The organism is Rhizobium sp. N122 (assembly GCF_002211295.1).
In the GTDB taxonomy this organism is placed as follows: domain Bacteria; phylum Pseudomonadota; class Alphaproteobacteria; order Rhizobiales; family Rhizobiaceae; genus Rhizobium.
The window spans coordinates 194,821-218,186 of the sequence record NZ_LOKU01000078.1 but is presented as its reverse complement, the minus strand read 5'-3'; the positions used below and the strand labels follow the sequence as shown (position 1 = coordinate 218,186).

Sequence of the window (23,366 nt, the reverse complement as noted above, 5' to 3'; positions counted from 1 at the left end):
AAACCGGAGAACATCAGCTTGCGTCGATCACTGCGCACTTCTGACCAGGCTTTGCAGCCCAATCGCGGGTGGCACCCGCCGGCACGAGATAGTGGGTTCCAGCGACCGCCGTTGGGTTGGTCCCGAAAGCCACCCATACATTGCCGAGCGCCGTGATGATCCAATAGTGTTGGCGCCCGTCGTCCGGGCACGTGATCGAAGCCTGTGCCGATGCCGCGCTTGAAGCAACGGTCGTCGAAAGTGTTGGCTCGGCATCAGCAGACGGCATCACCGCATTGAGCCCAGAGCTTGCTTTATTGCTGACCGATGTCAGCGCCACGGCTACAGTTGCCATTTATTTCGCCTTTCCGCAAAGGCCAGAGAGCTTCTGCGCCTGTTCCTTGGCCATAGCCTCGTTGCGCGTCTTCCACTTCTTGTCCTCTTCGGCATAGGAAGGGGCTGGAGACGCTTTCGATCCCGACGATTTAGCGACCGTCTTCGGCGCCGCCTTGGGAGCACCGCCGGCCTTCGCCACCGGCTTCATCGATGCGGGCTTTTTCATTGCAGCGTCCTCATGGAAAGGGATGGAGTGCCGGCGCTTGCCCGCTCGCGGAAGATCGTCAGCGCGTCGTAAATGGCTTCCTTCTCATGCTCCGACGTGCCAGGCAGAGCGAGAACACCCGTCAGGCATTCGATCGCAACCGGGACATGGTCCGTCCAATGGCGGCGAACGAACTGTCGCTGCGATCCCGCCTGAGCCCGGAACTGGTCCGTGCGGTGCATGTCGTAGAAGGCCCCGGCGATTTCCTTGGCCGTGTGCTTGATGAGCTTCGGCACTTCGCCGGCTCGGATCTGGAGGAGCATTACATCATCCCTTGCGGCTGCTGTGGCTGCATGGCAGCGGGTTGCGGCATATCCATCGGCGATGGCTGCTGTTGCTCGCCAGCGGGCTCCGGTGAGCCGACCTGAAGCATTTCAGCCATCAACTGGAGGAAGATCGGCCGCACCTGATCGGGAGTGATCGCCGGCCCCGAGTTGCCGATGGCCGATAGACGCTTGGTGCCGGCGTCATAGGCGCGGATGTTCAGTTCGTCCGTCTTATCGTTCAGCTTCTCGTTCAGCGCGGCGATGGAGTTCTGCATCGCGCTCAACTGCTGCTGCATCTGCTGAACCTCAGGGGGCGGCCCGTCACCCTTGATCGCTGCCGGGATGGTCTTTGACCACCGCTCTGCAAGCTCGTCCGCCATTGGGAAATCGGCAGCCTTAAACATCAGGTCACCGGCGACATTCATGAACTGCTGGTTCTGCGATGCGATCTGCGTCATCGCGTTGAACGCCTCCTGCCGGCGGGTGGCATAGCCTGGGCCGACATCCGACTGGACTTCGTAGCGACCGACTGTCGGGTTGAAGATCACAGATGCTTTCTGCTCTGCCTGTTCCACCTTCTGGTGGGCGTCCGGCTGGCTCGGATCGATCGTGACATCCGACTCCTCACCATCTTTCGCCATGATCTTGATGACGCGCTTGGTGTCATAGATCTTCGGGATGAGATCGATCAGGATCTTGCCGGTGAAGCGGATGGCAATCGCCAGGTTATCGATGAAATGATAGGTGGCCGTGTCGCCCTGGCGCTGGCGTTCATTGATCGCCTTGCCCGACGTCGCATTCTCGTTTTGCCCGAACTGCGACTGATACTGCCCCGAAGACATCATCATCTGCTCTTGGGAGAGCTGCATGCCCTGAATATAGGCGGAGGCCATCTGTGGCGGCTGCTGGCGCTGCGGCGCGGGAATGGTCTCCCCCGTATCCGTCATCGCATTGTATGGCAGCACAGCGGCGTTATCGACGTTCGCCTTACCCCAATAGGTCTCGAGCCCTTCGATCGCTTGGGCGGGGGCGATATAGGGCGTCTTGGACTGAAGTGCGACCTGGGCCGTGCCTTCCGACGCCCAATAGTTATACATCCGCTGCGGGTCTTTCATCGCCCGCGTATGGCCCTTGCGATCGAGCTTGCCCTCGATCACCGTTTCTTTGCCGATGACGCGGACGATCGGGATATACTTCCCCAGCCACGGCCGGCTGTCGATGATCGTGCTGCCAGCGATCTTGTACCAAGTGATCTCATCGGTGAGGATCGGCCGCCGCTGCGTGTCCTCTGCATTATCCACCAGAGCGAAGATGGCCTTCTGGTTATCGTCCATCTTCGACTTGCGGACGATGATCTGCTGGCCAGCCTCCTGATACGGAGGAGGAACGATGAAGGCGAGCAATTCGTCCCTCTTCTGCTCCTTGCGGTAATATTCGCAGATGCGGATCGTGTCTTCTGTCACCCAGCTGTCGCCAGCGTTCAGCGCGACGTCGGCTGCATCCTTGTGCTTGGGATACTCGGCTTCGAACTGCGAGCGCGGCACGTCCTCAAAGACGAAGCCATAGCGGGCGTCGGAGCCGTCTGCCTCGGAGATATCCTTGTCGAGATAGATCGACAGCGGGTTCTTCACCCGGCGGATGAAGATTTCCTGATCGAAGCTGTCATCTGACACATAGTCGGTGACAATGCGCCAATAGCCGATCCCGGCCTCGACCTGATGCTCGGAAGCCGTGTCATAAGCCTGCTCGGCATTGGACTGGTATTCGATATGCCGGACGACGCCTTCAAAGACCTGGGCAGCCTCATAGGTGGCGCCATCGCCTACCGGACGGATATTCACGCCCGGTTTGTTTTGCTTCGCGTCGTTGACGATCTGGAGATTGTGCTGCTGCGTCTTGTTGATGGTGAGGCAGGGCTTGCCATCGCGGGCGCTGACAATCGCATCATCCCATTGCCAGCGGTTGTCGGAATCCCCATTGGCGAACTTGGTGTCCTCGATGCCTCTCTTGCGGGCGTCGGACTCCCATGTCTGGCACAGGTTCGCGCGGTCCTTTGCCTCCTTGACGATCTTCTCGTCTTCGGAAAGCTTTTCACGAGGAGCCATTATGCAGAGATCCAATCAATCCTGACAGCCTCGAAGCTATCGCCGTTGCTTTCTATGGTGACCGTGGAAACGGTCTCCTCGTAAGGGCCACCGCCCCGACGCTCCCATTCACAAAGCAGCGTGGCGCGGGCGATGCTGTATGTCTCTTCAGTCACAGGAGCGCGGATATCGGCACCTATTTGCTTCGGTTCGGCCATCATCTCATCCACGATTGAGCCGCAGCAGCCGGCGGCAGTTTCAGGTTTGTCTTGGCGGCCAGGCTGACCTTGGGAGCCGACGCGATGTTCAGCAGACGTCCGAAGGCACCGGAACTGGCATCGACCTGATCTTTGAGGTCGGCGCCGGGAAAACTGCACAGCTCGTCGAGATAGTCGGCGTTCCATTCACCGCGGAGCAGAAAGACATTCCCCGCTTCGCACTGGGCAGCGTACGGTTCTGCACGTATGATCTTGTCGCCGCTTTCGGGCTCGGCTTTCACCGTGAACCCGGCCAGCATCTTCACGTAATCCTGAGCCTGCACCTTGCCGGCTTGGCCTGGATCTTGCGGCAGGCTGATGTAGACAGCCTTCCCGTCTATTTCCGCTGTGGTCGAGATCAAGAGGCGGACGGCATGGCCATCAGCCCGTTCCTTGGCCGAGTGGCCCACCACAAACGTCCCGTCTGGCTGGCGACCCATTTTGACACCGGCCGTCCGGGGCGAATTGCTCCGCGTGCTGGCTGCAAGGTCCCAATGGCGCACCCAGACGGTTCCGGGCTGCGCTTTGTCTATGACCTTGTCGGCAAACCATTCACGCTTGAACATGCCGCCATCGCGCGGCGACGGGCGCTGCTGATATTGGCCGGCCCACGCATACGACCCCTTGCTCTTCTTGAGCCGCTCCACCTCTTCGCGAGGGAAACGCTCGGGGAAAAGCAACTCCCCTTCCTGCTCGCGCGGATCCTCAAAGAATAGTTGGTTGTCAACATATGTCCGGCATGGGCCGCCAGTTGTCTTGCCGCTTACCGTGCGTTCGGGCTCAAACTCCATCGGCAAGTTGAGATGGACGAAGCCGATATCCAGGTTGATCGCCACGCCAGCCACGTCCTGCGTGTGCAGCCGCTGCATGATGATGACGATCGCCGACTTGGTGACATCGTTCAGACGGTCGGAAATGCCTTCCCGAAAGATGCGGATCGTTGTCCCGCGTTCCGTGTCGCTTTCGGCCGTCTCTGTCGAATGCGGGTCGTCGACCTTCACCCGATCGCCGCGGCCACCGGTCATGGAACTAAACGGGCGAGCCTCGCTGAAGCCGTTGCCGGTGTTCTCGAACTTCCCCTTGGCGTTCTGGTCGTCGCGAAGCTTGAGCGGCCATATCGCCTGGAACTTGTCACTCTCGATGAGGCGCCGAAGCTTCAGGTTATCGCGAAGGACGTTCAATTGGCTGTATGAGGTAGCCAGAACCTGCATCTCGGGGCTTGCGTATGGCCCCCACTCCCAAGCGGTCCAGAAGACCATCAGGAGTGATTTCATCATGCCAGGCGGCACGGTCATGAGCAGGAACTGGATCTTCCCCGAGGTGACCGCCTCAAGGTGCTTGCACATGGCCTGCAGCGCCCACCCGAATTTAAGTTCTCGCTTTGGCTCAAGGATGGGCCAGAACTCGCGAATGAACCCTTCTAGCGTCTGGCACCGTGCCCGGATCAGTTCGGCGTCCTGGGCGATCCTCTTGCGTTCCGCCTCAGCAGCGCGCCTAGCCCTCTCCTCCCGTATCGCCTTCATCATCATCGCCGGCGGCACCGGCAAGCGGACCAAAGATCGCTTCGAGGCGGGAGAGGTCATCTTCACTCAGGTTTGTGAGGTCGACTGTCTGGATTGGGCCACCATTGGCCCCTGTATGCTGGTGCTTGGCCGGGGCATAACTGCCCTGCATCTTGTTGGCCTCTGCAATGGCCGAGATGGCTGTACGGCGGTCATCCTTGGCTGAGGCATCGAATATGCTCTTGAGAGCGAGAAGCCTGTCAGCAGCTGTCCATTCGGCTTTGTGTGATGCTCTAACCTTTATCTCCTCAACGCGGCGGGCGATTTCGTCATTCTTCGTCAGCCGCGTTGAGTTGCGTGGATCTGAATAGCCGGCGATCTCCATTGCCTCAGTCGCCGACTTCCCCTTTGCCAAGGCTTGGGCGTAGGCTTCGTGTTTGGCATTACGGAGAGCCGGCATTCAGGATTGTCCTTAGTACAGCAGCGCAACCGGCCCGCGGGCAGCGGTATAGGTCGTCGGCGGGGTGATCGCAGCGCCGGTGCCGAACGTGCCGGTTGCCGAGCCGGTGAGCAGCGGCGTGGACGGCGCATTGTATTGGGCAAAGCGAGCCGTGGTGCCGTTGAGCTGCAGGGCGATGAAGTAGGTGCCTGGCTGGGCATTGTATGGCGCCGTGAAGGCAATGCGCTGATAAGTGCCGGCAGTGCCAACGAGAGTGCCCGCTGTGGCACTGGTGGCGACGAGAGCGCCGGTGGAGTCGTGAAGCTCGACGATGGCGTTGTCCGTGCCGCCGGTGGCGCCGATGAGGAACTGGACGCCGGTGATCTGCTGGGCGACACCGATCGACGTCGAGACATAGTAGCGGGAGCCCGCGACAGGCGTGGCGCTGAGGTTGTTGGCCAGCATGTTCATCACGGCTGCGAGATGCACCAGGGACGCGGCTGCAGTGATCGGCAGCGAGCCGGTGGCGTTGGTTGTATCAAGCAGGGTTTTTTCCGAGCCGTAGAGCGGGCCGATCGAAGGCACGCCATTGGTGAGAAGACCGGACATTGAAGTTTTCCTTTCGGTTGCAAAGAAAAAGCGCCATCGCGGCGCTCGTGTCATCCGGTCTTGCCGGAATTGGAATTTGTTCCAGCCTGCCTGCTTCCACCGGTAATGAGCTTTCCCGCTACGGCTCCGGTGTTCCTCTTCGATACGAGCATGGCCTTGTGCCGGTCGCTGGTTGGGCCGGTCGGAGTACCGCCGCGCGGTGTTTCAATCTTTGATTGGTATAATCCCCGCGTTGGGGACCATTTTGGCGGACCCGTTACGACCAGAGCCCTAAGTCTCCTCGCCGCCGCTATAAGCACTTCCCGATCTCGTGCCTTTCGGCGAACCGCCCGACCACCCTGCTTATCGATGGCCGGGACCAGAGCTAAAGCGCTCCGGCTTTTTGCTTCGTTGAGGCGACGAGGAATGGAGAGACATCCATAAGCCGATGTAGTCTCTCTGGTGTTCGCCTCGAATAGATGCCCTGGCATTGTCCATACCACCAAGTGCGGGCCACACCCTTGCGCCGTATGCATCCGACGACTTCCCAGGACGGACTAGCCGCGAGGACTGGGCATCCCGCCAACGAGCATTCCCGTCAGCAACTCAAATAAACTGCAGGGCTACCCTCCTTGCTTGTCCGCCGGCGATCGTGCATGCCGATCGTGTCATAAAGGCGGGGCGCGGCGGCTTCCCCTGGTATTCATGCGGCTTCCATCTGGAGCTTTGCCCGTCGTCGCGCTTCACGTTCGCGCCGGCGGTTTGCTTCATCGAGCCGCTTGGTGAGGGAGGCCAACTCTGGACTTTCGAGATCCAGTATCGGCCTTGCATCCGATGCCATCCAATGCGGAGCGCTTCGCTCGCACTTCTTCGACGTTACATCGGATTGATCGCTTTCTCCGTCATTTTCGGACAGACCACAATCCTCACTGTTCAACCGAATTGACATAATGCGGTTGAGATTGTTCGCAATTATTTGACAATAGTGCTGGATTTGCCGCCGCAGCATTCGGTCGTTCATGTCATTTTCCGCTGCGAAAGCATGTATTTTCATGCCTTTCCTCACCTTAACCCATGACCAGGCATAGACAAGCTTGCGGGCTGCTTCATCGAGATACGTGTTGATCCAGTCGAAACACTCTTCCATTCGCCCGAGGCTGGCCGCTGAAGCGCTTTCTCTGTAGCGGGCTGCATCGAACCCGTATGACTCGTCATAGCGCCTCACGACCTCTGGCATGGCGCTGCCGAACTGCTTCGGGCCGCGGTCAGCCGGCAGGACCCGGAGCGTGTCTGCCATCTCGATGATCCTGACCTCGATCGCCTTCCATGTCCATGCCTCGTAATTCATGCCGCTTCTCCAATCATGTCCAGAAGGTCGCCCTGCAGGGGCTGGAAGAATTTGATTCCGATCAACACGCGGAGAACATGGGTTGTCGGGATTCCGCAGTTCATTGCCTTAGCTTTGCGCCGAAGGCTGCCCAGGTCGATCGAGTTGAAGTCTTCGACGAGAGTGGGGGAGCGAAGCAGCGCCGGGTTGCGGGCCAACAGAGACGAGACAGCCTTCAGCATGTCGGCATAAAGCTCGGCCGCGTTCGCCTTGTTGCCGGTCATCAACATGAAGACGAGCTTCATATGATCTTCCCCGTGGTCGGCGCCGATCTCCCGCACCGTCGGCTTGCAGTAGCATTCGAACGGCTTCCGGCTGGTCGGGCTATGCAAATGGCCGTCGAAGAGCTTCACGCCGCATTGGCGCGCTACGCGATAGATGTCACATCTATGCCGTGTCATTTTGCCCACCAGATTGAGCCATGCCGTTTAGCGTCTTGGGCGTTGTCGAATGCCGTTCCCCATCGGAGATGCTTTCTGGTCACACACCCTAGGTGTCCGTTACCGCAGGAGTGCAGCGCCATAAGGTCTTGCGTCGGAGGCGCACCATTCTCGACCTCGCAAAGAATCCGGTGAACGCGTTGCGGCTTTCCGTCCTTTCTGATCTGGGCATAGCCAGCGTCGCATTTGCCATATGGCCAGAGGAGGCAGTCAACACCGGCATACGGGACAACCACAGAATCGAAATAAGCGCTAGGCTCCCCATGGAGTGATTTCTTCTTGTCAAAATGGAGGGGATCGCCATGCACCTCTCGACGGCGGTGATGCATCTGGCAAAAGCCGCGGCAGAAGTGCGGCTTTCCACAATCGGCTATCTCGCAAAGTCTACCTTTTTTCATTCCACGAGCCCTTGTCTCAGCGCCGACGCCACCATGGCCGTCACATTCGGCACGCCCATCTTGTCCATGATGTTTCGCTTGTGGGTTTCCACGGTGAACTTCTTGCAGGCGAGGATTCCGCAGATATCGTCCGTCGTTTTCCCGTAGCTCAGCCAGGTGATGATTTCCTTTTCGCGGGGAGTGATTTTAGGGGCGCTCATCCTTCCCGAGCCTCCTTCGGCAAAGACCGGAGCATATGATGGGCGCAATAGGAGGAACCTTGAAACTGCTTGTGAGCGCAGAATCGAAAGGGCGATATGTTGCTGACCGGCCACCGGCAATCATGCGCGGCGAGATCCATCAGTTCCTTGCCTGTTTCCAGCCTCAGGGCGTCATCAGGAGCGATTTGCAGGTAGGCCGATGTTCCAGCCTGGAATTCTGCCGCTTCGCGTCTGGCGGCCTCTATTCTGGCTTTGTGGACGTTGAAAAGCTTATGGCCGGCGTGACCGCCGTTGGATCTGGTGGGGAGAGATTTCCCCGGCGCCGCTCCGAAGGCGACCTTAGAGACACCGTTGCCATTGCCGGCGGCGCGGTTCTTGGCCATCTTGCCCTTGGTCTTCTGCGGGAACCGCTCACGATCGCGGCCCATGATCCCGGATATCTTGCCCCGGCTAACCCCGAAATGCGCAGCGATATCCCCTATCGAGGCATCATCAGCCCACATTTCAGCGGCCTTGTTGATATCGACTGTCGGTCTGATGTTCATTCTGCTGCCCTCTTCACCTGTTCGGATAGCCAAGCCCATCTGCGACCGCGGTGAATGTCCGCGATAGCTCTACTCGACACGCCGAACCGATCAGCCATCTTGCATCGCGTTTCGGTGCCATTCAGTGCGATTATTATGCGCACGTCGGCTTCGGTCAGTTTGGCTTGGCCGTTGCGTTCGCCTCGATTGCGCGTTCCGTGGACGAGTGTGTCAGCAACATTCTCCGCACGCGTTTTCCAATCCAAGTGCCCAGGCGCGACGCATCCTTCGTGGCCCTTGCCGCAGGAATGGGCGGCATCATGATCAGGAGTTGGAGGAGAGCCATGAACCAGTTCGCATATGTAGCGATGGGTGTACACCATCTTATCGTCAACCCTGAGCATGCCATAGTCTTTGGTTGCCCCCCTACCAAACGGCCATGTCAGGCAGTCGGTGCCCGTGTGATGCAGGGCAACTTCGTGAATCCACGGCAAGAGTTCGCCGTTAGGTGTACGGGTACGGCCTCCGAGGGGATTGCCATGCCTGCGCAGGCGCTTGTAGTGCGCGTTGCAGTAACATTTTGTTTTGCGGGCATTGCCGCAGTCAGGAATCGAACATAAACGTAGATCAGCCATTCTTCGAACCTCCAATGTTCGGGCTTGGTTAGAACCGGTGGAGGGGTGAGAACCCAAAACCGGTTCGACAAATCTACAACAAAATGAACTACTTGTCATGTTTTTGAGCCTCGATTTGACGAATAGCCCATAGACAAGTCGTGTGATCTCTTCCACCGAACATACGACCCAACTCAGGTAGCGTTATTGACGGCTTAACCTGCGTCTTGATCTCCCAAATGATGAGTTGCCGCTGGCGGACTATCGACCGAGTACGCTTCTTGCTGATAAGATCCTCAAAGGTTATGCCGAGTTCCTCGCAGCGCTGGCGCATGTGAGCTTGGCATGGTGAGATACGGTTGAAGTTGTTCGAGACCCACGCCAAGACGTGAGCATCTTTTGGATTCTTGTCCCTGTCATCGATGGGATTGTCAGGCTGTTCAGGACGCTCAAGGGCGCGGTGGGCAACCGTCAGCACAGGAACAGCCTTCACGGCATTCCTCGGCCTCATGAGCCTCTGCCGGATGATATGCGCCTGCCGGATGTTCTCTGCGGCGGAGGAGTATTGTCTGACGGGGGTGATCATGCGGCTTCTCCTGCGCAGTGGAGGCCGCATTCAATGGGCCGTTGGAGTGCTTGAAAGGCATCCTGAAGAGAAGTGATCATTCTGCTGCTTCCTTCTGCTGCAAAAGCCTCTCCATGATGTCTATACGCTGGCCTATCCAACGCATCGCGTTGACCGCCATTGAGTTGCCGAGCGCCTTGTAGCGCGGGCCATCAGCGGCGGGTTTGCCGCGATACGGGACATTGGTGAAATCATCTGGGAAGCCCTGAAGGCGCTCGCACTCGCGGGGCGTCAGGCGACGGACGGCCCACTCGGTCGCAACAGCATTGGGACGCTTGGCCCTAAGGGCGTTGATATGCCCCTCGGTGATCCCGAGCCCAGAGCGTTCGCCTGCGCTCCCGCCTGCCCCTTCGCCGCTTCTGTCCAAGCAATCGCTGTCGATACCGAATGCTACGGCTTGCACTTCGGCCCGAGCTTCCAGAGTGGAGGAGACACCAGATTGGACACCAACACCATCAGGGCCACTGTTTGGGTTTTCACGAAGCGCGCCAGCTTGGATAGCATGAGCAATCGCCCCAACGCCCATACCAGCGCGCCCGCCATTCGGTGTCAGGATGGCATTTGCCGTTCCGTCCTGCCGCCACTCGATATCAGGCTCACCGTCTCTGCCACGGATCGCCAGCGTCATGGGGATAGGAACAATAGGCGTCCCTCTGCCCGTCCCGTCTTCGCTGGCGTCGTAGCCTTCGGCCCGAAGGCTATGAGCAACGAACGTTTCGCTTTCGAAGTCGATGCGACCAGCGGGGCTACCGTGAGCATTTACCGCGGTAGCGACACTGATGGGGCCTTTGGTATTGTTCCCGCCGTATGCCTGGGCGACGAAGTTCTCCGTCTCCCAATCAAGACGCTGGGCATAGCCCGCTGTGACACAGCGGGCTGCCTCATCGACGATCAATCCTCCATCAAGATCGAAGTCGGTCCCGAGTCCGCCACCGCCTGTAGGGCGGCTTGCAATTGTTGGGGCAACTCTTTGCCCCGCTTTCCGGCTCGGCGCAGAATCCCCGCGCATGCCTTCGGGCTCAAGAAGTACTGCGGCGGCAGGTCGCCAGTCTCCAAGATATCCGACAAGGAACACACGCTCCCGTCGCTGTGGGACGGCACGAGCGTGGCCGTCCACCCGCACATGTTGAGCGTCAAGAACTCGGTAGGCGAACCCATACCCGCACTCCCGAACGAAGGAGAGGAACATGGCGAAGTCACGGTCTTCGATACCGTTTCCCTCTCCTCCAATTGGACCTTCCTGAACTTCACGTGCTGTCTGTTCGCTTCCGGAGTAAGAGGAAAGGACGCCGGGGACATTTTCCCAAACGATCCAGCGGGCGCGCAGGCGGCGAGCCAGAGAGAGATATTCGAGGGCGAGGTTGCCGCGCGGGTCATCCAATCCGAGACGCTTTCCAGCGACCGAGAAGGACTGGCAGGGCGTTCCTCCCACAAGAAGGTCGACTGGTCCTGCTTCAGGGCCGATCTGCGTGAAGTCGCCATAGTTGGGTATCCCGTTCTTTGCCAGCGGCTCGCCAGGCATGTTCGATCCATAGTGATGAGCAAGAACCGCAGACGGGAACTTGTCGATTTCGGAGAAGAATGCGGGCGTCCAGCCGAGCGGATGCCATGCCATGGTCGCAGCTTCTATTCCTGAGCAGACGGAGCCATAGCGCATCAGAACAACTCCCTTTCCCGTTCTGGAGCGTTAGGGACGTATCGGGGGATGAGGGTGGTCATTAGAAAAGCTCCGGTTCACGCTGAGGCTGGATAGGGACGTACCGTGTGTACCGAGCTTCGAATCTCTCCCGCTCACGAATGCCGCGGCCACCGAAGCGGCACTTCAGCGCCCCGAATTCTGCAATCTCCTCGACATCACCGCCGAACTCGGCAAAGACCGCGTTGATCTTCCCGCGCTCCCGGTCATCGGCCGCCGTGGCGAGCATTTCCTCGCGCCAGTGCTGCGGCCGATAGAGGTAGGCGATGGCGTCATAATCCTGCTTTGCCCCTTCACCGCCGTAGATGTCCTTGCCGATCGGGCGAGGATTGAGGCGATAGCCGCCCTGCCCGTTGCGCTGATTGAGGATGAGGAAAGATGACTGCGTCTCGTCTGCGAACGCCTTGGCTTCCATGTTGATCTCGCTCGAGCGGACATCTGGCGATGCGCGATCATCCCGCGGCTTGATCTTCAGGATATGGTCAATGACGATGAGCGGGGTTTTACCGTTCTTGTGGCGCTTGATGAAGCGCTTGGCGTAGGCGAGGAGCCGGGATATCCCTTCGCGCCGGCAGCGGATGATTTCGAACGGCTGCTGGTTGAGCCATGCAACGAACATCATGCACTTGTCGCGCTCGCTCTGCGTCATGCGGCGCTCGGGATCGTTCTGCTGCTTTGTGTCGATGCCGTGCACCTGGGCGATCATCTGCCTGACGCATTGCGGCGCCGACTGGTCATAGGAGAGGAAAAGAACCGGGTGACCGGCAGCAACGGCGCCGTAGATCAGTTGCATCGTGGTGGCGGTTTTTCCTTCGCCACTGGCCCCGAGTAGGCCATAGACATTCCCGGCCGCAAAGACATCTTCGCCGATCGCCGCGCGGATGGCCGGGATAGCAATGACCACGCCGACGGCGCCACCGTTCAGAGATGTTGAGCTGAAGAAATCCAGATAAGCATCGCCAGGTCGGCGGTTCTCGATGCCATCGCCGCCCTGAAGCGCTTTAACGACATCCTCGAATTTTGCCTTCAGGGCCTCGAACTCATCCATGATATCGAGTTCTTTCGAGTAGGCCGTCTTCTCCATCTTCTGGCTGAGTTGAAGACAGGCCCGCCGTGCCGATGCCTCGATGATGGCGCGGGCATAGTCGGGTGCATTGATGACTGTGACCGCATTGCTCACCAGACTGGCGAGATATTGCGAGATCGTCTTTTCCCCGATCTGCACGTCATCGACATAATTGCGGACGGTGACCGGGTTCGCATGGCGGCCGGCCTTGCGGAGATCAAGAATTGCCCCGAAGATATCGCGGTGGATTGCCTCGTAGAAATGGCTTGGCTCAAGCGGAACGCGGAGAACGTCCAGAGCCTCATTGTTCATGAGGACGGCCCCGAGAAGGGCTTGCTCCGCCTCAATGTTGCTGGGGGCGACTTGGACTTCCGCCGGTTGTCCGAAGTGATCCGCCATCTGGGCCGGGGTGAAGTCGTGTCTTGCGGCGTTCATGCTGCCTCTCCAAAAAGATCGAGTTGCGTTTTGGGGGCGTCGACGGCGGGCGCCGGTTCATCGGCGATCTCGAGCACCGGAGCGTCCGGTTCGGCCTGGTCCTCTGCGAAGTCACAGCAGACGATCTCGCAGAGAGGCGAGACGCCGCGCCACGAGTCCCGGTAGCATTCGGTGTCGATGCCGCAGGATGGCCCGAGGAAGATGCCGGTGTTCTGCTGGAAGTCGAACGCTTTGCCGTCCGTATCGCGATCATAGCGTTGCGTGCCGCTGTATTTGAAGCCGCTGGACATCTGGGGGAGAATGAAGACCCCATAGTCAGCGAGATGGGCCGCGATATCGACGACATGGAATTCAAACTCCGCGCCGGTATATCGCGGCGCCCTCTTTCCTTCATGCCGCTTGATCCGACCGAATGGCGGGTTGCTGATTGCAACGTCGAAATGCCCGAGATCCATCGCCAGAACGTCGAAGACGCTGGCCTCAATCCAGGTTGCCTCCGGCAGGATCTTTTTCCCCACTGCCACGTAATCCGGATTGACCTCAATGCATGTCAAATCTAGGGGTGCTTTATCCCACTGGTGCTTGCTCTTGACGGCGAACGACAGCATGCCGATCCCAGCGCATAGGTCGATGATCTTGCCGGGATAGACCTCGATCGCGAAGTCTCGTGCTAGATGGAAGGGAGTGAAGAAGGCGCCGGCAACGGTATTGATGTGAGATGCGGATTCCTGCCAATTCTCCAGCACGAATATCTTGTCGTCCTCGGAAAGGACTTCCTTCTTCAGGAGGTCGCATGCCTGCTGGTGAGCCTTTGCTTGGGCTTTGGTGAGCTTTGCCATTACGCAGCCATTGCCTCTCTGGCGAAGAACCGAGGGCCGCCGGTATGCTGTGCATGGAAGCGGTGCCAGGCCGCGTTATCCTTGCCGGTGAACTTGGAATCCTCGATCCACTTCACCCGGCCGACGCTGACGATGTGGCTGCACTGGTCGATGAACGGGACGGCCTGACGGGTATGAATCCAGTCAGCATCGAAAAGCAGCCACGTCGGCGCGATCTGCTGAAACCGCTCGATCATCGGATGGAGGATTTCGCGCGTCCACGGCGGGTTGGTGATGATGGCGTCAAAGGTCGCCTCATCTTCGAAGCGATAGGTCAGCGCATCGTATCCAGCCTCTATATCGCCCTCGTAGGCGCAGATGAGGCCGTGGCGCTGTAGATGGCCGACAAGGTGCCCCTCGCCCGCGCACGGCTCTGCAAATGTCCGTATGCCACGAAGATGAGGGATGAGCGCCGCGACTGGTGCGGCTGGGGTGTGATAGGCGTCGTTCTTGCGGCGATCAAATGACGAGCGCTTTCCCATTATGCCGCGCTCCTGTCATTCCGCTGCTGAGAGCGAAGTTTGCCGGCGCTGAACAAGTTCGCCTCGCGATCGCCGTTGGCGAGCTTCATGGCCTTGAAAGCGGCGTGGAATTCTTCATTGATCGGCGTGGAGTGAACCCAGCTATGGGCGATCCCGACAGCCTCGGCGGCATTGTGAGCGATCGTCTTTTGGGGAGGCAGCGTGACGCCATCCCGTTCGCATTTCTGGATTGCTGCCGTCTTCCAGTCGTTCTTGAATTTCGGCTTGCCCTTCTCGATGACCTGGCGGCGGATTCTCTGTCCTCGCTCCTCTACAGTCTCCATGACAGGCTCTTGTGGGCATACGAACCCAGCCCCATAGAACGGCTTGCGCCAAGAGTCGTGATGAATGGTGGCAATCGGAAATTCGCAGATGCCGGAAAATGCCATGACGGCACCGATGCAGTTCCATGCCCAAATGACGCCGTTGACGCCTGTGCCTTGGGTGCTATGCGATCCTTGTTCAATGACAAGGAGGTCTGGCATTCCGAAACGCTCCACACGAGCGCGAAGAATCCGGCCCATCTGCGCGGCGAACCAATAATGGTTGCTCTCGCCTTTGACCTCGATCACCTCGCAATGCACCGAAGCCAGATCGCGGTCCGTATCCCAGATGGCCAGCCCGCACTTTGACGAAGCGTCGATTCCCCAAACGATCATGATTGTTCCTCAAAGGTTCGAAAAAATCCTCGGCATTCGCGCCGAGTAAGGTTCCAGCCGCCGCTTGGGAGGAGGATGGCGGCCGGCAGTCAGTGTTGGGTGAATGCGAAGGGGTTTTCGCTTTTGGTCGGGGGCTCGACGCCGGTCTTTGCCGTTTCTTCCGCCACGCGGGCCGCTTCCATCGCGGCAAGAACAATCTCCCAGCGGCCCTCGTATTTCGACCGGCCTCGGTCATATCCGGCGTACCAGACGTCATCCTCGGTGCCGCCTCGGGTATGGCGCGGATTGCGCTCAAGGCCGTTCAAGCCGGCCTCGTAGCCGTCACGATCGATCTGCTGCTCACGCGTCACACGGTCGGAGAAAAGGTCTTTGGCCTGCGGTGGGATGACGCCGAGCTTTTCGCGGTTGCGCCGCATCATGCCGAACTTGTCGACGATCTTTTTTGGGTCGTCGGACAGCATCACGTCGAGGTAGTCTTTGATTTCCTTGACGTCGAAGCCGTCGTTCTTGGCATCCGCCAGGTGCTTCGTTTCAAGCGCAGCGGCGGCCTTCTTGGCCTCGCGATCAGCGCAAAGCTTCCGCGTGTGAATTGCGAGGAGAACGTCCATATCCTCCTCACTGATCTTTCCGGCTTTATGTCCTGCCGCTGTTGCCATTGCCATCACCGTCCTTTCGTTTGTTTCTCCGCAATTTCCAACCTCTTAGCCAAAGCTTCAGCCTCAGCTTTAATATCGATAAGATGATCACTCCCGTACCTTTCCTCGTAGTCCGCCACGACCGTCTGAAGCCGCCCAACTTCAGCCTTCCAGAACTTGATCCAGCCGCCCTGTATTCCGCTGAGCAACCGAAAACTCGGGTCTTTCAGATCTCCGGAAAGGAACCTGCGAAGTTGACGACCAGACAGGCTGCAAAGATCAGCGACCTTGTCGTATGCGTTCATCTGGTCTCCGTAGCCCCGGCTTGTCCGCTCAATCATTTCCCGAGCCGCGATATCTGCTTCCGTGGGATTGAAAACATTTACTGCTGACATTGCTTTCGACTTTCCCTGATTTGCTTTGACCGAAATCCGGTCAGAACTTTCCCTGTTCATTTTTTGGCGCCCTACGTAGGTTGATCCTCGTCAGGGCGCGGCAGAAAGGTATTGCGTCAGCCCACGTCAGAAGACGGAGACTGAGGAGTTGCCGGAGCGATAAGCTTGGAACCTGAAGCGTTCCGGCGGAAATGATGAAGATGAATGACGTTTCCCCTTTCGGGGGCGTCGGAGATAAGAACCCGATCCTCCGGTGCGGCGCGCATGTATCGAAATGCAGCGGCCAGCAAAACGAGGATGCAGGAGGCGATCATGGCCGCGAGAATGGCCTGGAGCATGATGAGGAGAACGGTCACGGCTTATCCTCCTTGAAGTGATTTACCCAGCCGTCCGGATGGGCGTTGTCGTAGTCCAGATCATCGAGGACCGGCGAACGCGGATGGCGACGGGCAAGGAAGATGATGATGGCGAAAGCGATGGCGCCGCCGGCTGCGGAGAGAAAGCCCTTCACGAAATCGCTCATGCCGCATCCCCTTTGCTCTCAACCGCCGGAGCCAGCCTGTAGAAATCGTTGGGCGTTCCACCAGTCCGATCGATCTTCCAACCCACTCGATGCGGAAGCCTGGAATTGATGTGGGCAACGGAAATGCAAAGCTGGGTGAACGCCGCCACGCGATCGGCATGGAACTGAAGGCCAGCGCGGACCATCAGGTTCGATGCAGAGATTTCCTTGGGGTATACGGCGCAGAGGATGCCGACCACCCTCGCATGGCGCGTATCGCTGCCAACACGTGCGGACAGAGCCTCGGGAGACAGGGTGGGTTTCATGACCGGCTCCTTGTCGCGATGACCTCGAACCCGACGCGCTGAGACTGGCGAGCGGCTTCGACCTGGGCGGAGATATCGAACTGGTGCTTGGTTTGGATGGTCACTTCGGTGCCCCCTCATCGTATTCGCCGCAGCCGAGACCAACCGTCGCTCCGTTGTCGGCCGGGTTGGTGAAAATTCGCCAACTGCGCCAGCCTTTCGGGCAATGGAACCCCCATTCGCGGATGCGTGGGCCGGTAATGAAAAGCGTCCAGCAAGGACCAGCATGGAGCTCGATGCGATGAGCCTCGGAAGCGTACCGAAACTTCACATCGCCGGCCGTCCTGATCGTCATGACGTGGACGCCGCCGGCGTTGATCGTTTCCTCGGTGTAGGAGCCGCGAAGAAGAACGCTCAGGTTCCACCAAGGATGATCATGCAAGGCCCTGTCGTCATCAGAGCGCTGGAAATGGTGCAGATAGACGTTGAACCACTTGTTGCGCGGTATCAGCCACCAGCGAGCCAGGTACGTGTCTTCGCGGCCGCCTATGTAGATATCCGCATCGCGCCGATCGGCGATCGAGATCAGCCGGGGAGCCAACTTGGAAACAAGCCACCTCATGCAGCCTCCGCCGCGCGTATCGCGCGCTTCATGACATCCCCGAGAGCCGCCTTCGTGTCTTCGAAATTGGAATGGAGGATCGCCACGCCGCCGGCCTTGGACCATGCGGCGGTGTTCCGCTCGAAATCATCGATCAGGATGTCTCCGGCAGCATGCATAAACAGCGGCTTGCTGGAGCCACCCATGACCGGCAGCACGGGAACATGATGCCCGAGGTGTTCCCTCACCCATTCGCGCTTCTGTCGCGCTGCATGGGCGTAATTGGACTTCGGGCAGGCCGTCAGAATGATCGGGTTCAGCGCCTCGATGCTCTTGAAGAAATTCAAGGCGCCGGGGCATTGCGGCATATCGCGGAAATAGCTCGGATGAGCATTGATCTGCGACCACATGTCGTCATCGAGCATGCTGCGGTGGTCCACGCCGAAGAGCGCCGGGAAATGGGCATCGAAATCGGCCATGACGCCGTCGAGATCGAGGTAGACGCGCGGGGCGGATTGGAGGGCGGTGGCGGCGGTCATTGCATAACCCCAGCCACTGGGCTCGTTTCATGAAGTTTTACCAAATAAGCCTTGTGCGCCTCATCAGGGGTATCGAAAAGACCGATATACTTGGATCTTCCGCCGAGGTTGATCTGCGCCATGAAGCGACCCTTATGGTTGGTCACTCCCTTCGGAAGACCGCTGGCCTTCTTAAAAGCGACCAGTTGCCTCATATGTCTGCTGCACCACGATACCAAAGCGCCGCCGGTAATTTTCCGGCCATCGTGTTTGGAGAGCTTTACGGCGCATTCTTCCCAAGAAAGACCGGCGGACTTCCATTCCGCGATAAGTCTCTTCCTTTCGGAAAAATCATCCCATCTGCTACGGCCTCTGGCATTGATGCCGTTTTTTACAAGATGACGCCTAAGCTTTTCCGCCTTTGCGTGATCGCAATTGGATGCCTGCCTGACGCTTTTCCCGGATACCACTTGCAGAGCGAGAGCGTTGAGTTCGGCCCGCTCCTCGGCCGTCACGCTTGCAGGTGTCACCCCATGCATTCGGCAGTGAGTGTAAACGTTGGCTCTCGACAGCCCGAACATATGGGCCGCCTCGGTGAGGGTGAGATTTTTGCGAGATACCGTCCCGGCGACAACCGCTATGAAATCAGCATGGCGCTTTCTCTCCGAGACGAGACCAGAGCGTTCGATAATCTGCCGAACGCGCTCACGCGTAATGCCAAACTCTCTGGCAAGATCAGTCTGCTTTTCGCCTTTGAGATATCGCTGGCAAATTACGGAGTTACGGCTACCTGTTGGGCCGTCATCTTTCTTCCGCTTGAAAGCGATGCCGTTGCTCAAAGCGTATTTAACTACCGTCTGGTAGCTGAGACCAAGCCTTACAGCAGTTTCGTCGCGGGTGAGGCCCTCACCGGCATAGGATTTGATCCTATCAAGAATGGCTCGCGTCTCGTCCCTCATTGCGAGACATCCGACGCTTCTTCGAAGAGATCCGGACGCAGGCGCTCCAACGGGATGCCGGTAACACGGCTCACTGCGCCGAGACGCTCGGCCGGAACCTTATCCCACTGGGCGACCGCCCCGCGAGTGATGCCGATCTCACGGGCCAGGCGTGCCAGCGGCATCCTGTCTCGAACGGCGTCCATTCCTTCCAGCTTCTGCACTTCCGCACTCCCTATTTCGCGAGAATGACCAAGATGTACAGTTTAACTAACGGCGCGTCAAGTGAGACTATCGGAGATTTTGTACAGCCCGATGGCTATGGTCTCGCCATGGAACTAAACCAACGAATCTTCAAAGCGCGATCAGACGCCAAGATGACGCAAGAGCAGCTGGCGACCGCCGTGGGGAAGACCCGCGGGGCCGTTGCGCAGTGGGAATCTGGGGAGGTTCGGCCGCGCCACTCGACGCTGCAGGCTATAGCCCAGGCGACGGATAAGCCGCTCAATTGGCTGGTCAATGGCGTGGGCGAAGATGAGCCTTCGGCCATGAGGGTTGGCCTGGAAGTCGTGGGCGAGGTCGCCGCCGGCATGTGGAAGGAAGCCACGGTTCGCTTCGAGCGGACCTATGAGCCGGTCGCCACACACCCGGATTATCCAGGCTACGGGCAGCGCCTCTATCGCGTCTCGGGGAACAGCATCAACAAGGTTGCGGCCAACGGTGAATATCTGCACGCGATCGAGCTGCATTCTGGCGGCATCGAGCCGGAACATGGTGACTTGGTCATCGTTCGGCGCCTGCAGCACGGGCTTGCCGAATACACAGCCAAGACCCTAATCTGGGAAAGTGGCCGGTGGCTCTTGCGGCCGGAAAGCACCGATCCCGACTGGCAGTCGGATATTGAACTCACTGGCGATAGCGATACGGAAATTACGGTCACTGATATCGTGATCGCAAAGTGGTCACCAATCGAACGACGGCGGAAGATTTCGCGTTGAGGAGGAGCTCAACGGACGGACTCGAAATATGCCAGCGAGGCTTTCACCATCGCGCTGACGACCTCCGAATCGTCGTTCAAATCGGCGTCTTTTGCCATCTTGAGCGCTGATACCGCGCCGACGAAAGTCACGGCCGGCTTGCTCCATGCCACAAGGATGCGCCGTGCTGGTCGATAGGATTTCTCGGCGAATGCATCAGCCAAAGCCAGGTCGTCAGGCGCGTTTGCGGCGAAATCAGACATCCCCTGTCGATATCGCACGATAGCCTCTAGCAGCGGATCTTCCGCGAGGGCGGCATGATCCATCGAGTGCCGTTCGGCAAAACTGCTTGCCTCCATGCCGAGCATGATTCCTTCTCCCGAAAAGTGTTCTTTCCTCACTCGCCCGACGGTGTTTTGTGATTATTACAATTTTAATTTTTCTTTATTATTCCGCCGGTTACGAACTCAAACACTAACCCACCGCCAGCCCCGTGGCTAGCCACCCGCGCTTGTATCGGAACGCGCAAGTGGTAGATAAGTGGTGCATATCAGGCGGTAAACTTTTGTGTCATCTGTTCACCATGTCGAAGGATGACCCCCAGTTCAACTTACGGATTCCGCTGGAACTTCGGGTGAAGATTTCCAGAGCCGCCAGGGACAACGATCGGTCCGTGACCGCTGAGATAATTTCCCGGCTCCATTCGACATTTCTGAACGAAGAGCCTTCCGAGATCGCCGCGGTTCACGAAATCATCGACCGTGCAAATTTCCTGCTGAAGCACCTCAAGCGCTGAACGGCACACCGGTTTTCAGCAAAGCCTCTTTCCAACCTTTCGGTGGCGGCCATGGCACGCCCCATTGTGCGAGCGTCTGTTTGGTCCAACCACCATTTTCGGTCTGTTGAGACTTAATCTCTTCTTCAGAGATACTCTTCCTATCCATCTGTTTTCCCTTGTCTTGAAGGCTGGTGAGGGAGGGTTCCGGCCATAGCTTCCCCCTACCCCATGGAACTAAATCCATGAAGCAGGGGAAACTATAGCCATGTCTTCCTGAAGGCCGGAGCCGGGATGGGACACGTGCCAGAGGGGCCATTCGCTTCGCCCTCGTCCTGATTTTCTGACAGCGCACTTAAGGACTTTCGCTTCCCGCGCCGCTGGGCTTCGTCAGCTCGGGAATTGCACCCGGTCGCCCAATCACTGGCGACAGAGATACGCTCATCCAAAAATTCTGTCTAGTCTGCCTAAACTTTTTTCTCAGCCCCTCTTGCACGCTGTATAGTTTGCCTGTACAACGAATGCCAACGGAGCACGAAGAAGCCACGGCCGATCTGCTCCATCAACCGCAGAGAACCGCCCCGGCCGATCTTCTGCATCAACCCGAGGCGACCCGATGACGAACGAAGAACTCCTCAACACGCTGTACGCCTATGTCCAGGAGAAGCGGGCCGCTCATGGCAAGCACTCCGGGACAGAGCGCGAGCAGGGCAACTGGGACATGGCGTCCTGCATCGAGGGCAAGATCCTGATCATGCGCGGAGTCCTCCGTAATGAGGCTGAGGCCCGGAAGAACCTGACGTTTTCCTTGTCGTCCGACGACGACCGCTGGGGCGATGTCATGGACATTTCCGCACGATAGCCACCGAGAATTTATCGAAAGCAGATCGAAGCCCCCACGGCCTCACTGCTCCACCAAGCGGAAGATGATGAGGAAGACGATGAGCTTGAAAGAATTTGCCAAGGACGAACTGACCCGCGCCGGCTTCTTCGACGAAGACAGCATGTACGGCGGGATGCTGGGTGAAGCGGTCATGAGGATGATCGACGTCTTCGCTGACGAAGGACATAGCGGCATGTCGGCATCGATCGCCATACAGGCATTCGAACGCGTTGCCCGCTTCGAACCCCTCACGCCTCTCACCGGGGAAGATGACGAGTGGCATGAAGTATGCCCAGGCGAGTTCCAGAACAAGCGCTGCTCGCATGTCTTCAAAACGAATGGCGAGGCTTACGACAGCCAAGGGCGAGTATTTCGTGAGCCTTCAGGCGCTTGCTTCACCAGTTTCGAAAGCCGCGTCCCGGTGACGTTCCCGTACGTCCCCAAGGTCGAGTACGTCGACCGCCCCGCTTCCTGATCCCCTTCGGCATCCTCCCTTCACTGCGGAGGATATCGAAGACGATCTCGAACAGAGGAAGACGGAAATGGAAATCACCAGAGAAATTGCAGCGAAGGTTTTGAAGACGGTAGACGCCGGTCTCGTCTCTGGGATGGGCAATCCGATCCCCGGCCATATGTGTGTCGAGGCAGCCGTGTGCTACGCCCTCGGTCTCCCGCACAGCGATGACCCGAAGTGCGTTGCGCCGATCCTGCGCAGCCTCAAGATCCGGCTGAACGACAGCCAGTGGTCGAGCAATGAAGCCCGAGCCGCCGGCCTTCGTCGCCTTGCGCTCATCCAGCTCGGCAGCCGCGACAATCTGGACGACAAGGAATTCGCGCGCCGCCTCGTCGATCTTGCCATTCGCAAGCAAGTGCCGATCGCGCTCCGTGCCGCGGCATCCATCCACAAGGACAGCAACCACAAAGCCGCGCTCCTGGCGGCGGCCGACCGCTGCGAAAAGGAAGCGAACAAGGAAGCCGCGTTGAACGCGAAAAAAGTGGCGAATGACGCCTCCGCCGACGCCTCCGCCTCCGCCTACGCCTCCGCCTCCGCCTACGCCTCCGCCTACGCCGACGCCTCCGCCGACGCCTCCGCCTCCGCCTACGCCTACGCCTCCGCCTCCGCCTCCGCCTACGCCTCCGCCTCCGCCTACGCCTCCGCCTCCGCCTACGCCTCCGCCTACGCCTCCGCCTCCGCCGACGCCTCCGCCTACGCCTGGTCCAAAGCCAGAGACAAGGTGCTGAGCGCTTTCGCGGAAGATGTTGTGCAGATCCTGATCGAGATGGGCGTTCCCGGCGCGCAGTGGCTTGATCTGGCGCCGATTGAAGCAGTCGCCGCCTGAACCACCCACCCCGCAGATCCGGCCTCCGCCGATGTTCTGGGACAGATGAAGGATAGAGACGATGACGGACTTTTCGAACGAAGCTTACATGATCCAGCTTTCCGTCTGCGAGATGGCAGGCGTCATCCAGCACGCCGTTACCGCGCCGCACGTTCTCTTGCGCCCTCGTGTCTTCGCAGACGGAGACATGTGGTGCGCCCTGCTCGGCGATGATCTTCAAATCGGGGTGAGCGGATTTGGCAAGACGCCTCAGGAAGCTTGCTCTGCCTTTGATGAGGCTTGGCGCAACGGGCAGACGCCTGCTGCGATGATCGCCGCCCGCAAGGCATCCGCTTAAT

Annotated in this window: 36 protein-coding genes; 6 read left to right on the top strand and 30 right to left on the bottom strand. The window is 58.8% G+C overall.

The genetic code is table 11. The features are described from left to right. Positions 1-13: 13 nt before the first annotated feature. The 28 genes from ATY75_RS32425 to ATY75_RS32290 all read right to left on the bottom strand — a co-directional run bounded on the left by ATY75_RS32425 (position 14) and on the right by ATY75_RS32290 (position 19,277). Complete coding sequence (locus ATY75_RS32425) at positions 14-334, bottom strand: hypothetical protein (protein ID WP_088940604.1); 321 nt, start codon at positions 332-334, stop codon at positions 14-16. Further along, positions 335-541 (bottom strand): hypothetical protein, encoded by a 207-nt coding sequence (locus tag ATY75_RS32420; protein ID WP_088940603.1) that lies wholly within the window; start codon positions 539-541, stop codon positions 335-337. It abuts the gene before it with no gap. After that, complete coding sequence (locus ATY75_RS32415; RefSeq protein ID WP_088940602.1) at positions 538-843, bottom strand: hypothetical protein; 306 nt, start codon at positions 841-843, stop codon at positions 538-540. The genes ATY75_RS32420 and ATY75_RS32415 overlap by 4 nt, the downstream gene beginning before the upstream one ends. After that, the gene (locus tag ATY75_RS32410) at positions 843-2,951 is read right to left on the bottom strand and encodes a portal protein (protein ID WP_088940601.1); all 2,109 of its coding nucleotides are present in this window, start codon (positions 2,949-2,951) and stop codon (positions 843-845) included. The genes ATY75_RS32415 and ATY75_RS32410 overlap by 1 nt, the downstream gene beginning before the upstream one ends. Further along, entirely contained in the window at positions 2,951-3,148 is a 198-nt protein-coding gene (locus ATY75_RS32405) for a hypothetical protein (RefSeq protein WP_088940600.1), read from the bottom strand. The genes ATY75_RS32410 and ATY75_RS32405 overlap by 1 nt, the downstream gene beginning before the upstream one ends. Beyond that, positions 3,148-4,716, bottom strand: a complete 1,569-nt coding sequence (terL, locus tag ATY75_RS32400) for a phage terminase large subunit (RefSeq protein ID WP_348627424.1) — start codon at positions 4,714-4,716, stop codon at positions 3,148-3,150. Before terL ends, ATY75_RS32405 begins: the two co-directional genes overlap by 1 nt. After that, complete coding sequence (locus tag ATY75_RS32395; RefSeq protein ID WP_143535382.1) at positions 4,682-5,149, bottom strand: hypothetical protein; 468 nt, start codon at positions 5,147-5,149, stop codon at positions 4,682-4,684. The genes terL and ATY75_RS32395 overlap by 35 nt, the downstream gene beginning before the upstream one ends. 12 nt (positions 5,150-5,161) lie before the next feature. Beyond that, positions 5,162-5,737, bottom strand: a complete 576-nt coding sequence (locus tag ATY75_RS32390) for a hypothetical protein (RefSeq protein WP_088940597.1) — start codon at positions 5,735-5,737, stop codon at positions 5,162-5,164. Positions 5,738-6,419: 682 nt separating this feature from the next. Then, a complete protein-coding gene (locus tag ATY75_RS32385; RefSeq protein ID WP_088940596.1) occupies positions 6,420-7,064 on the bottom strand; it encodes a DUF6362 family protein in 645 nt (214 codons plus the stop codon). Beyond that, a complete protein-coding gene (locus tag ATY75_RS32380; RefSeq protein WP_245317676.1) occupies positions 7,061-7,456 on the bottom strand; it encodes a hypothetical protein in 396 nt (131 codons plus the stop codon). The genes ATY75_RS32385 and ATY75_RS32380 overlap by 4 nt, the downstream gene beginning before the upstream one ends. A 481-nt stretch (positions 7,457-7,937) precedes the next feature. Next, positions 7,938-8,141: a helix-turn-helix domain-containing protein gene (locus ATY75_RS32370; protein WP_088940593.1), complete on the bottom strand. Its 204-nt coding sequence runs from the start codon at positions 8,139-8,141 to the stop codon at positions 7,938-7,940. Continuing rightward, entirely contained in the window at positions 8,138-8,725 is a 588-nt protein-coding gene (locus ATY75_RS32365) for a GcrA family cell cycle regulator (protein WP_088940592.1), read from the bottom strand. The genes ATY75_RS32370 and ATY75_RS32365 overlap by 4 nt, the downstream gene beginning before the upstream one ends. Further along, positions 8,683-9,300, bottom strand: a complete 618-nt coding sequence (locus tag ATY75_RS34400; RefSeq protein ID WP_143535381.1) for a hypothetical protein — start codon at positions 9,298-9,300, stop codon at positions 8,683-8,685. The genes ATY75_RS32365 and ATY75_RS34400 overlap by 43 nt, the downstream gene beginning before the upstream one ends. An 88-nt stretch (positions 9,301-9,388) precedes the next feature. After that, positions 9,389-9,865 carry a helix-turn-helix domain-containing protein gene (locus ATY75_RS32355; protein WP_190241467.1) on the bottom strand — a complete coding sequence of 159 codons (477 nt, stop codon included), beginning with the start codon at positions 9,863-9,865 and terminating at the stop codon, positions 9,389-9,391. A gap of 76 nt (positions 9,866-9,941) precedes the next feature. After that, positions 9,942-11,561: a DNA cytosine methyltransferase gene (locus ATY75_RS32350; RefSeq protein WP_088940589.1), complete on the bottom strand. Its 1,620-nt coding sequence runs from the start codon at positions 11,559-11,561 to the stop codon at positions 9,942-9,944. Between the two features lie 61 nt (positions 11,562-11,622). Then, complete coding sequence (locus ATY75_RS32345) at positions 11,623-13,101, bottom strand: DnaB-like helicase N-terminal domain-containing protein (protein ID WP_088940588.1); 1,479 nt, start codon at positions 13,099-13,101, stop codon at positions 11,623-11,625. After that, positions 13,098-13,940 (bottom strand): methyltransferase, encoded by an 843-nt coding sequence (locus tag ATY75_RS32340; protein WP_088940587.1) that lies wholly within the window; start codon positions 13,938-13,940, stop codon positions 13,098-13,100. Before ATY75_RS32340 ends, ATY75_RS32345 begins: the two co-directional genes overlap by 4 nt. After that, positions 13,940-14,461: a hypothetical protein gene (locus ATY75_RS32335; protein ID WP_088940586.1), complete on the bottom strand. Its 522-nt coding sequence runs from the start codon at positions 14,459-14,461 to the stop codon at positions 13,940-13,942. Before ATY75_RS32335 ends, ATY75_RS32340 begins: the two co-directional genes overlap by 1 nt. Further along, positions 14,461-15,159, bottom strand: coding sequence for a hypothetical protein (locus ATY75_RS32330; RefSeq protein WP_088940585.1), 699 nt, complete (start codon positions 15,157-15,159; stop codon positions 14,461-14,463). Before ATY75_RS32330 ends, ATY75_RS32335 begins: the two co-directional genes overlap by 1 nt. 89 nt (positions 15,160-15,248) lie before the next feature. After that, complete coding sequence (locus ATY75_RS32325; protein WP_143535380.1) at positions 15,249-15,767, bottom strand: hypothetical protein; 519 nt, start codon at positions 15,765-15,767, stop codon at positions 15,249-15,251. Between the two features lie 53 nt (positions 15,768-15,820). After that, a complete protein-coding gene (locus tag ATY75_RS32320; protein ID WP_143535379.1) occupies positions 15,821-16,249 on the bottom strand; it encodes a hypothetical protein in 429 nt (142 codons plus the stop codon). A gap of 56 nt (positions 16,250-16,305) precedes the next feature. After that, positions 16,306-16,545 (bottom strand): hypothetical protein, encoded by a 240-nt coding sequence (locus ATY75_RS32315; RefSeq protein ID WP_088940582.1) that lies wholly within the window; start codon positions 16,543-16,545, stop codon positions 16,306-16,308. Next, complete coding sequence (locus ATY75_RS34860; RefSeq protein ID WP_190241466.1) at positions 16,542-16,712, bottom strand: hypothetical protein; 171 nt, start codon at positions 16,710-16,712, stop codon at positions 16,542-16,544. The genes ATY75_RS32315 and ATY75_RS34860 overlap by 4 nt, the downstream gene beginning before the upstream one ends. Continuing rightward, a complete protein-coding gene (locus tag ATY75_RS32310; RefSeq protein ID WP_088940581.1) occupies positions 16,709-17,017 on the bottom strand; it encodes a hypothetical protein in 309 nt (102 codons plus the stop codon). The genes ATY75_RS34860 and ATY75_RS32310 overlap by 4 nt, the downstream gene beginning before the upstream one ends. A gap of 100 nt (positions 17,018-17,117) precedes the next feature. Next, positions 17,118-17,618 (bottom strand): hypothetical protein, encoded by a 501-nt coding sequence (locus ATY75_RS32305; RefSeq protein WP_088940580.1) that lies wholly within the window; start codon positions 17,616-17,618, stop codon positions 17,118-17,120. Next, complete coding sequence (locus tag ATY75_RS32300; protein WP_143535378.1) at positions 17,615-18,136, bottom strand: hypothetical protein; 522 nt, start codon at positions 18,134-18,136, stop codon at positions 17,615-17,617. The genes ATY75_RS32305 and ATY75_RS32300 overlap by 4 nt, the downstream gene beginning before the upstream one ends. After that, positions 18,133-19,074, bottom strand: a complete 942-nt coding sequence (locus ATY75_RS32295; RefSeq protein ID WP_088940579.1) for a sigma factor-like helix-turn-helix DNA-binding protein — start codon at positions 19,072-19,074, stop codon at positions 18,133-18,135. The genes ATY75_RS32300 and ATY75_RS32295 overlap by 4 nt, the downstream gene beginning before the upstream one ends. Next, positions 19,071-19,277, bottom strand: a complete 207-nt coding sequence (locus ATY75_RS32290) for a YdaS family helix-turn-helix protein (RefSeq protein WP_143535377.1) — start codon at positions 19,275-19,277, stop codon at positions 19,071-19,073. The genes ATY75_RS32295 and ATY75_RS32290 overlap by 4 nt, the downstream gene beginning before the upstream one ends. Before the next feature lie 24 nt (positions 19,278-19,301). On the opposite strand from ATY75_RS32290, the gene ATY75_RS32285 reads away from it, so the two are divergent. Continuing rightward, positions 19,302-20,051, top strand: coding sequence for a helix-turn-helix domain-containing protein (locus ATY75_RS32285; RefSeq protein WP_088940577.1), 750 nt, complete (start codon positions 19,302-19,304; stop codon positions 20,049-20,051). A gap of 8 nt (positions 20,052-20,059) precedes the next feature. On the opposite strand, the gene ATY75_RS32280 is transcribed toward ATY75_RS32285, so the two are convergent. After that, a complete protein-coding gene (locus ATY75_RS32280; RefSeq protein ID WP_088940576.1) occupies positions 20,060-20,398 on the bottom strand; it encodes a hypothetical protein in 339 nt (112 codons plus the stop codon). A 161-nt stretch (positions 20,399-20,559) separates the two neighbouring features. Here ATY75_RS32280 and ATY75_RS32275 point away from each other — a divergent pair, with 161 nt between their 5' ends. After that, positions 20,560-20,826 (top strand): Arc family DNA-binding protein, encoded by a 267-nt coding sequence (locus ATY75_RS32275; RefSeq protein WP_143535376.1) that lies wholly within the window; start codon positions 20,560-20,562, stop codon positions 20,824-20,826. Here ATY75_RS32275 and ATY75_RS34855 read toward each other — a convergent pair. Further along, positions 20,816-20,974 carry a hypothetical protein gene (locus tag ATY75_RS34855; RefSeq protein ID WP_190241465.1) on the bottom strand — a complete coding sequence of 53 codons (159 nt, stop codon included), beginning with the start codon at positions 20,972-20,974 and terminating at the stop codon, positions 20,816-20,818. The genes ATY75_RS32275 and ATY75_RS34855 overlap by 11 nt on opposite strands. A 447-nt stretch (positions 20,975-21,421) precedes the next feature. Here ATY75_RS34855 and ATY75_RS32270 point away from each other — a divergent pair, with 447 nt between their 5' ends. From ATY75_RS32270 to ATY75_RS32255, 4 genes are all read left to right on the top strand, one after another. Continuing rightward, on the top strand, positions 21,422-21,667 hold the full coding sequence (locus ATY75_RS32270) for a hypothetical protein (RefSeq protein ID WP_088940574.1): 246 nt from the start codon (positions 21,422-21,424) through the stop codon (positions 21,665-21,667). 79 nt (positions 21,668-21,746) lie between these two features. Further along, positions 21,747-22,163 (top strand): hypothetical protein, encoded by a 417-nt coding sequence (locus ATY75_RS34395; protein ID WP_143535375.1) that lies wholly within the window; start codon positions 21,747-21,749, stop codon positions 22,161-22,163. 67 nt (positions 22,164-22,230) lie between these two features. Continuing rightward, a complete protein-coding gene (locus ATY75_RS34850) occupies positions 22,231-23,028 on the top strand; it encodes a hypothetical protein (protein WP_190241464.1) in 798 nt (265 codons plus the stop codon). 61 nt (positions 23,029-23,089) lie between these two features. Then, on the top strand, positions 23,090-23,365 hold the full coding sequence (locus ATY75_RS32255) for a hypothetical protein (protein WP_088940572.1): 276 nt from the start codon (positions 23,090-23,092) through the stop codon (positions 23,363-23,365). The last annotated feature ends 1 nt before the right edge of the window (position 23,366 follow it).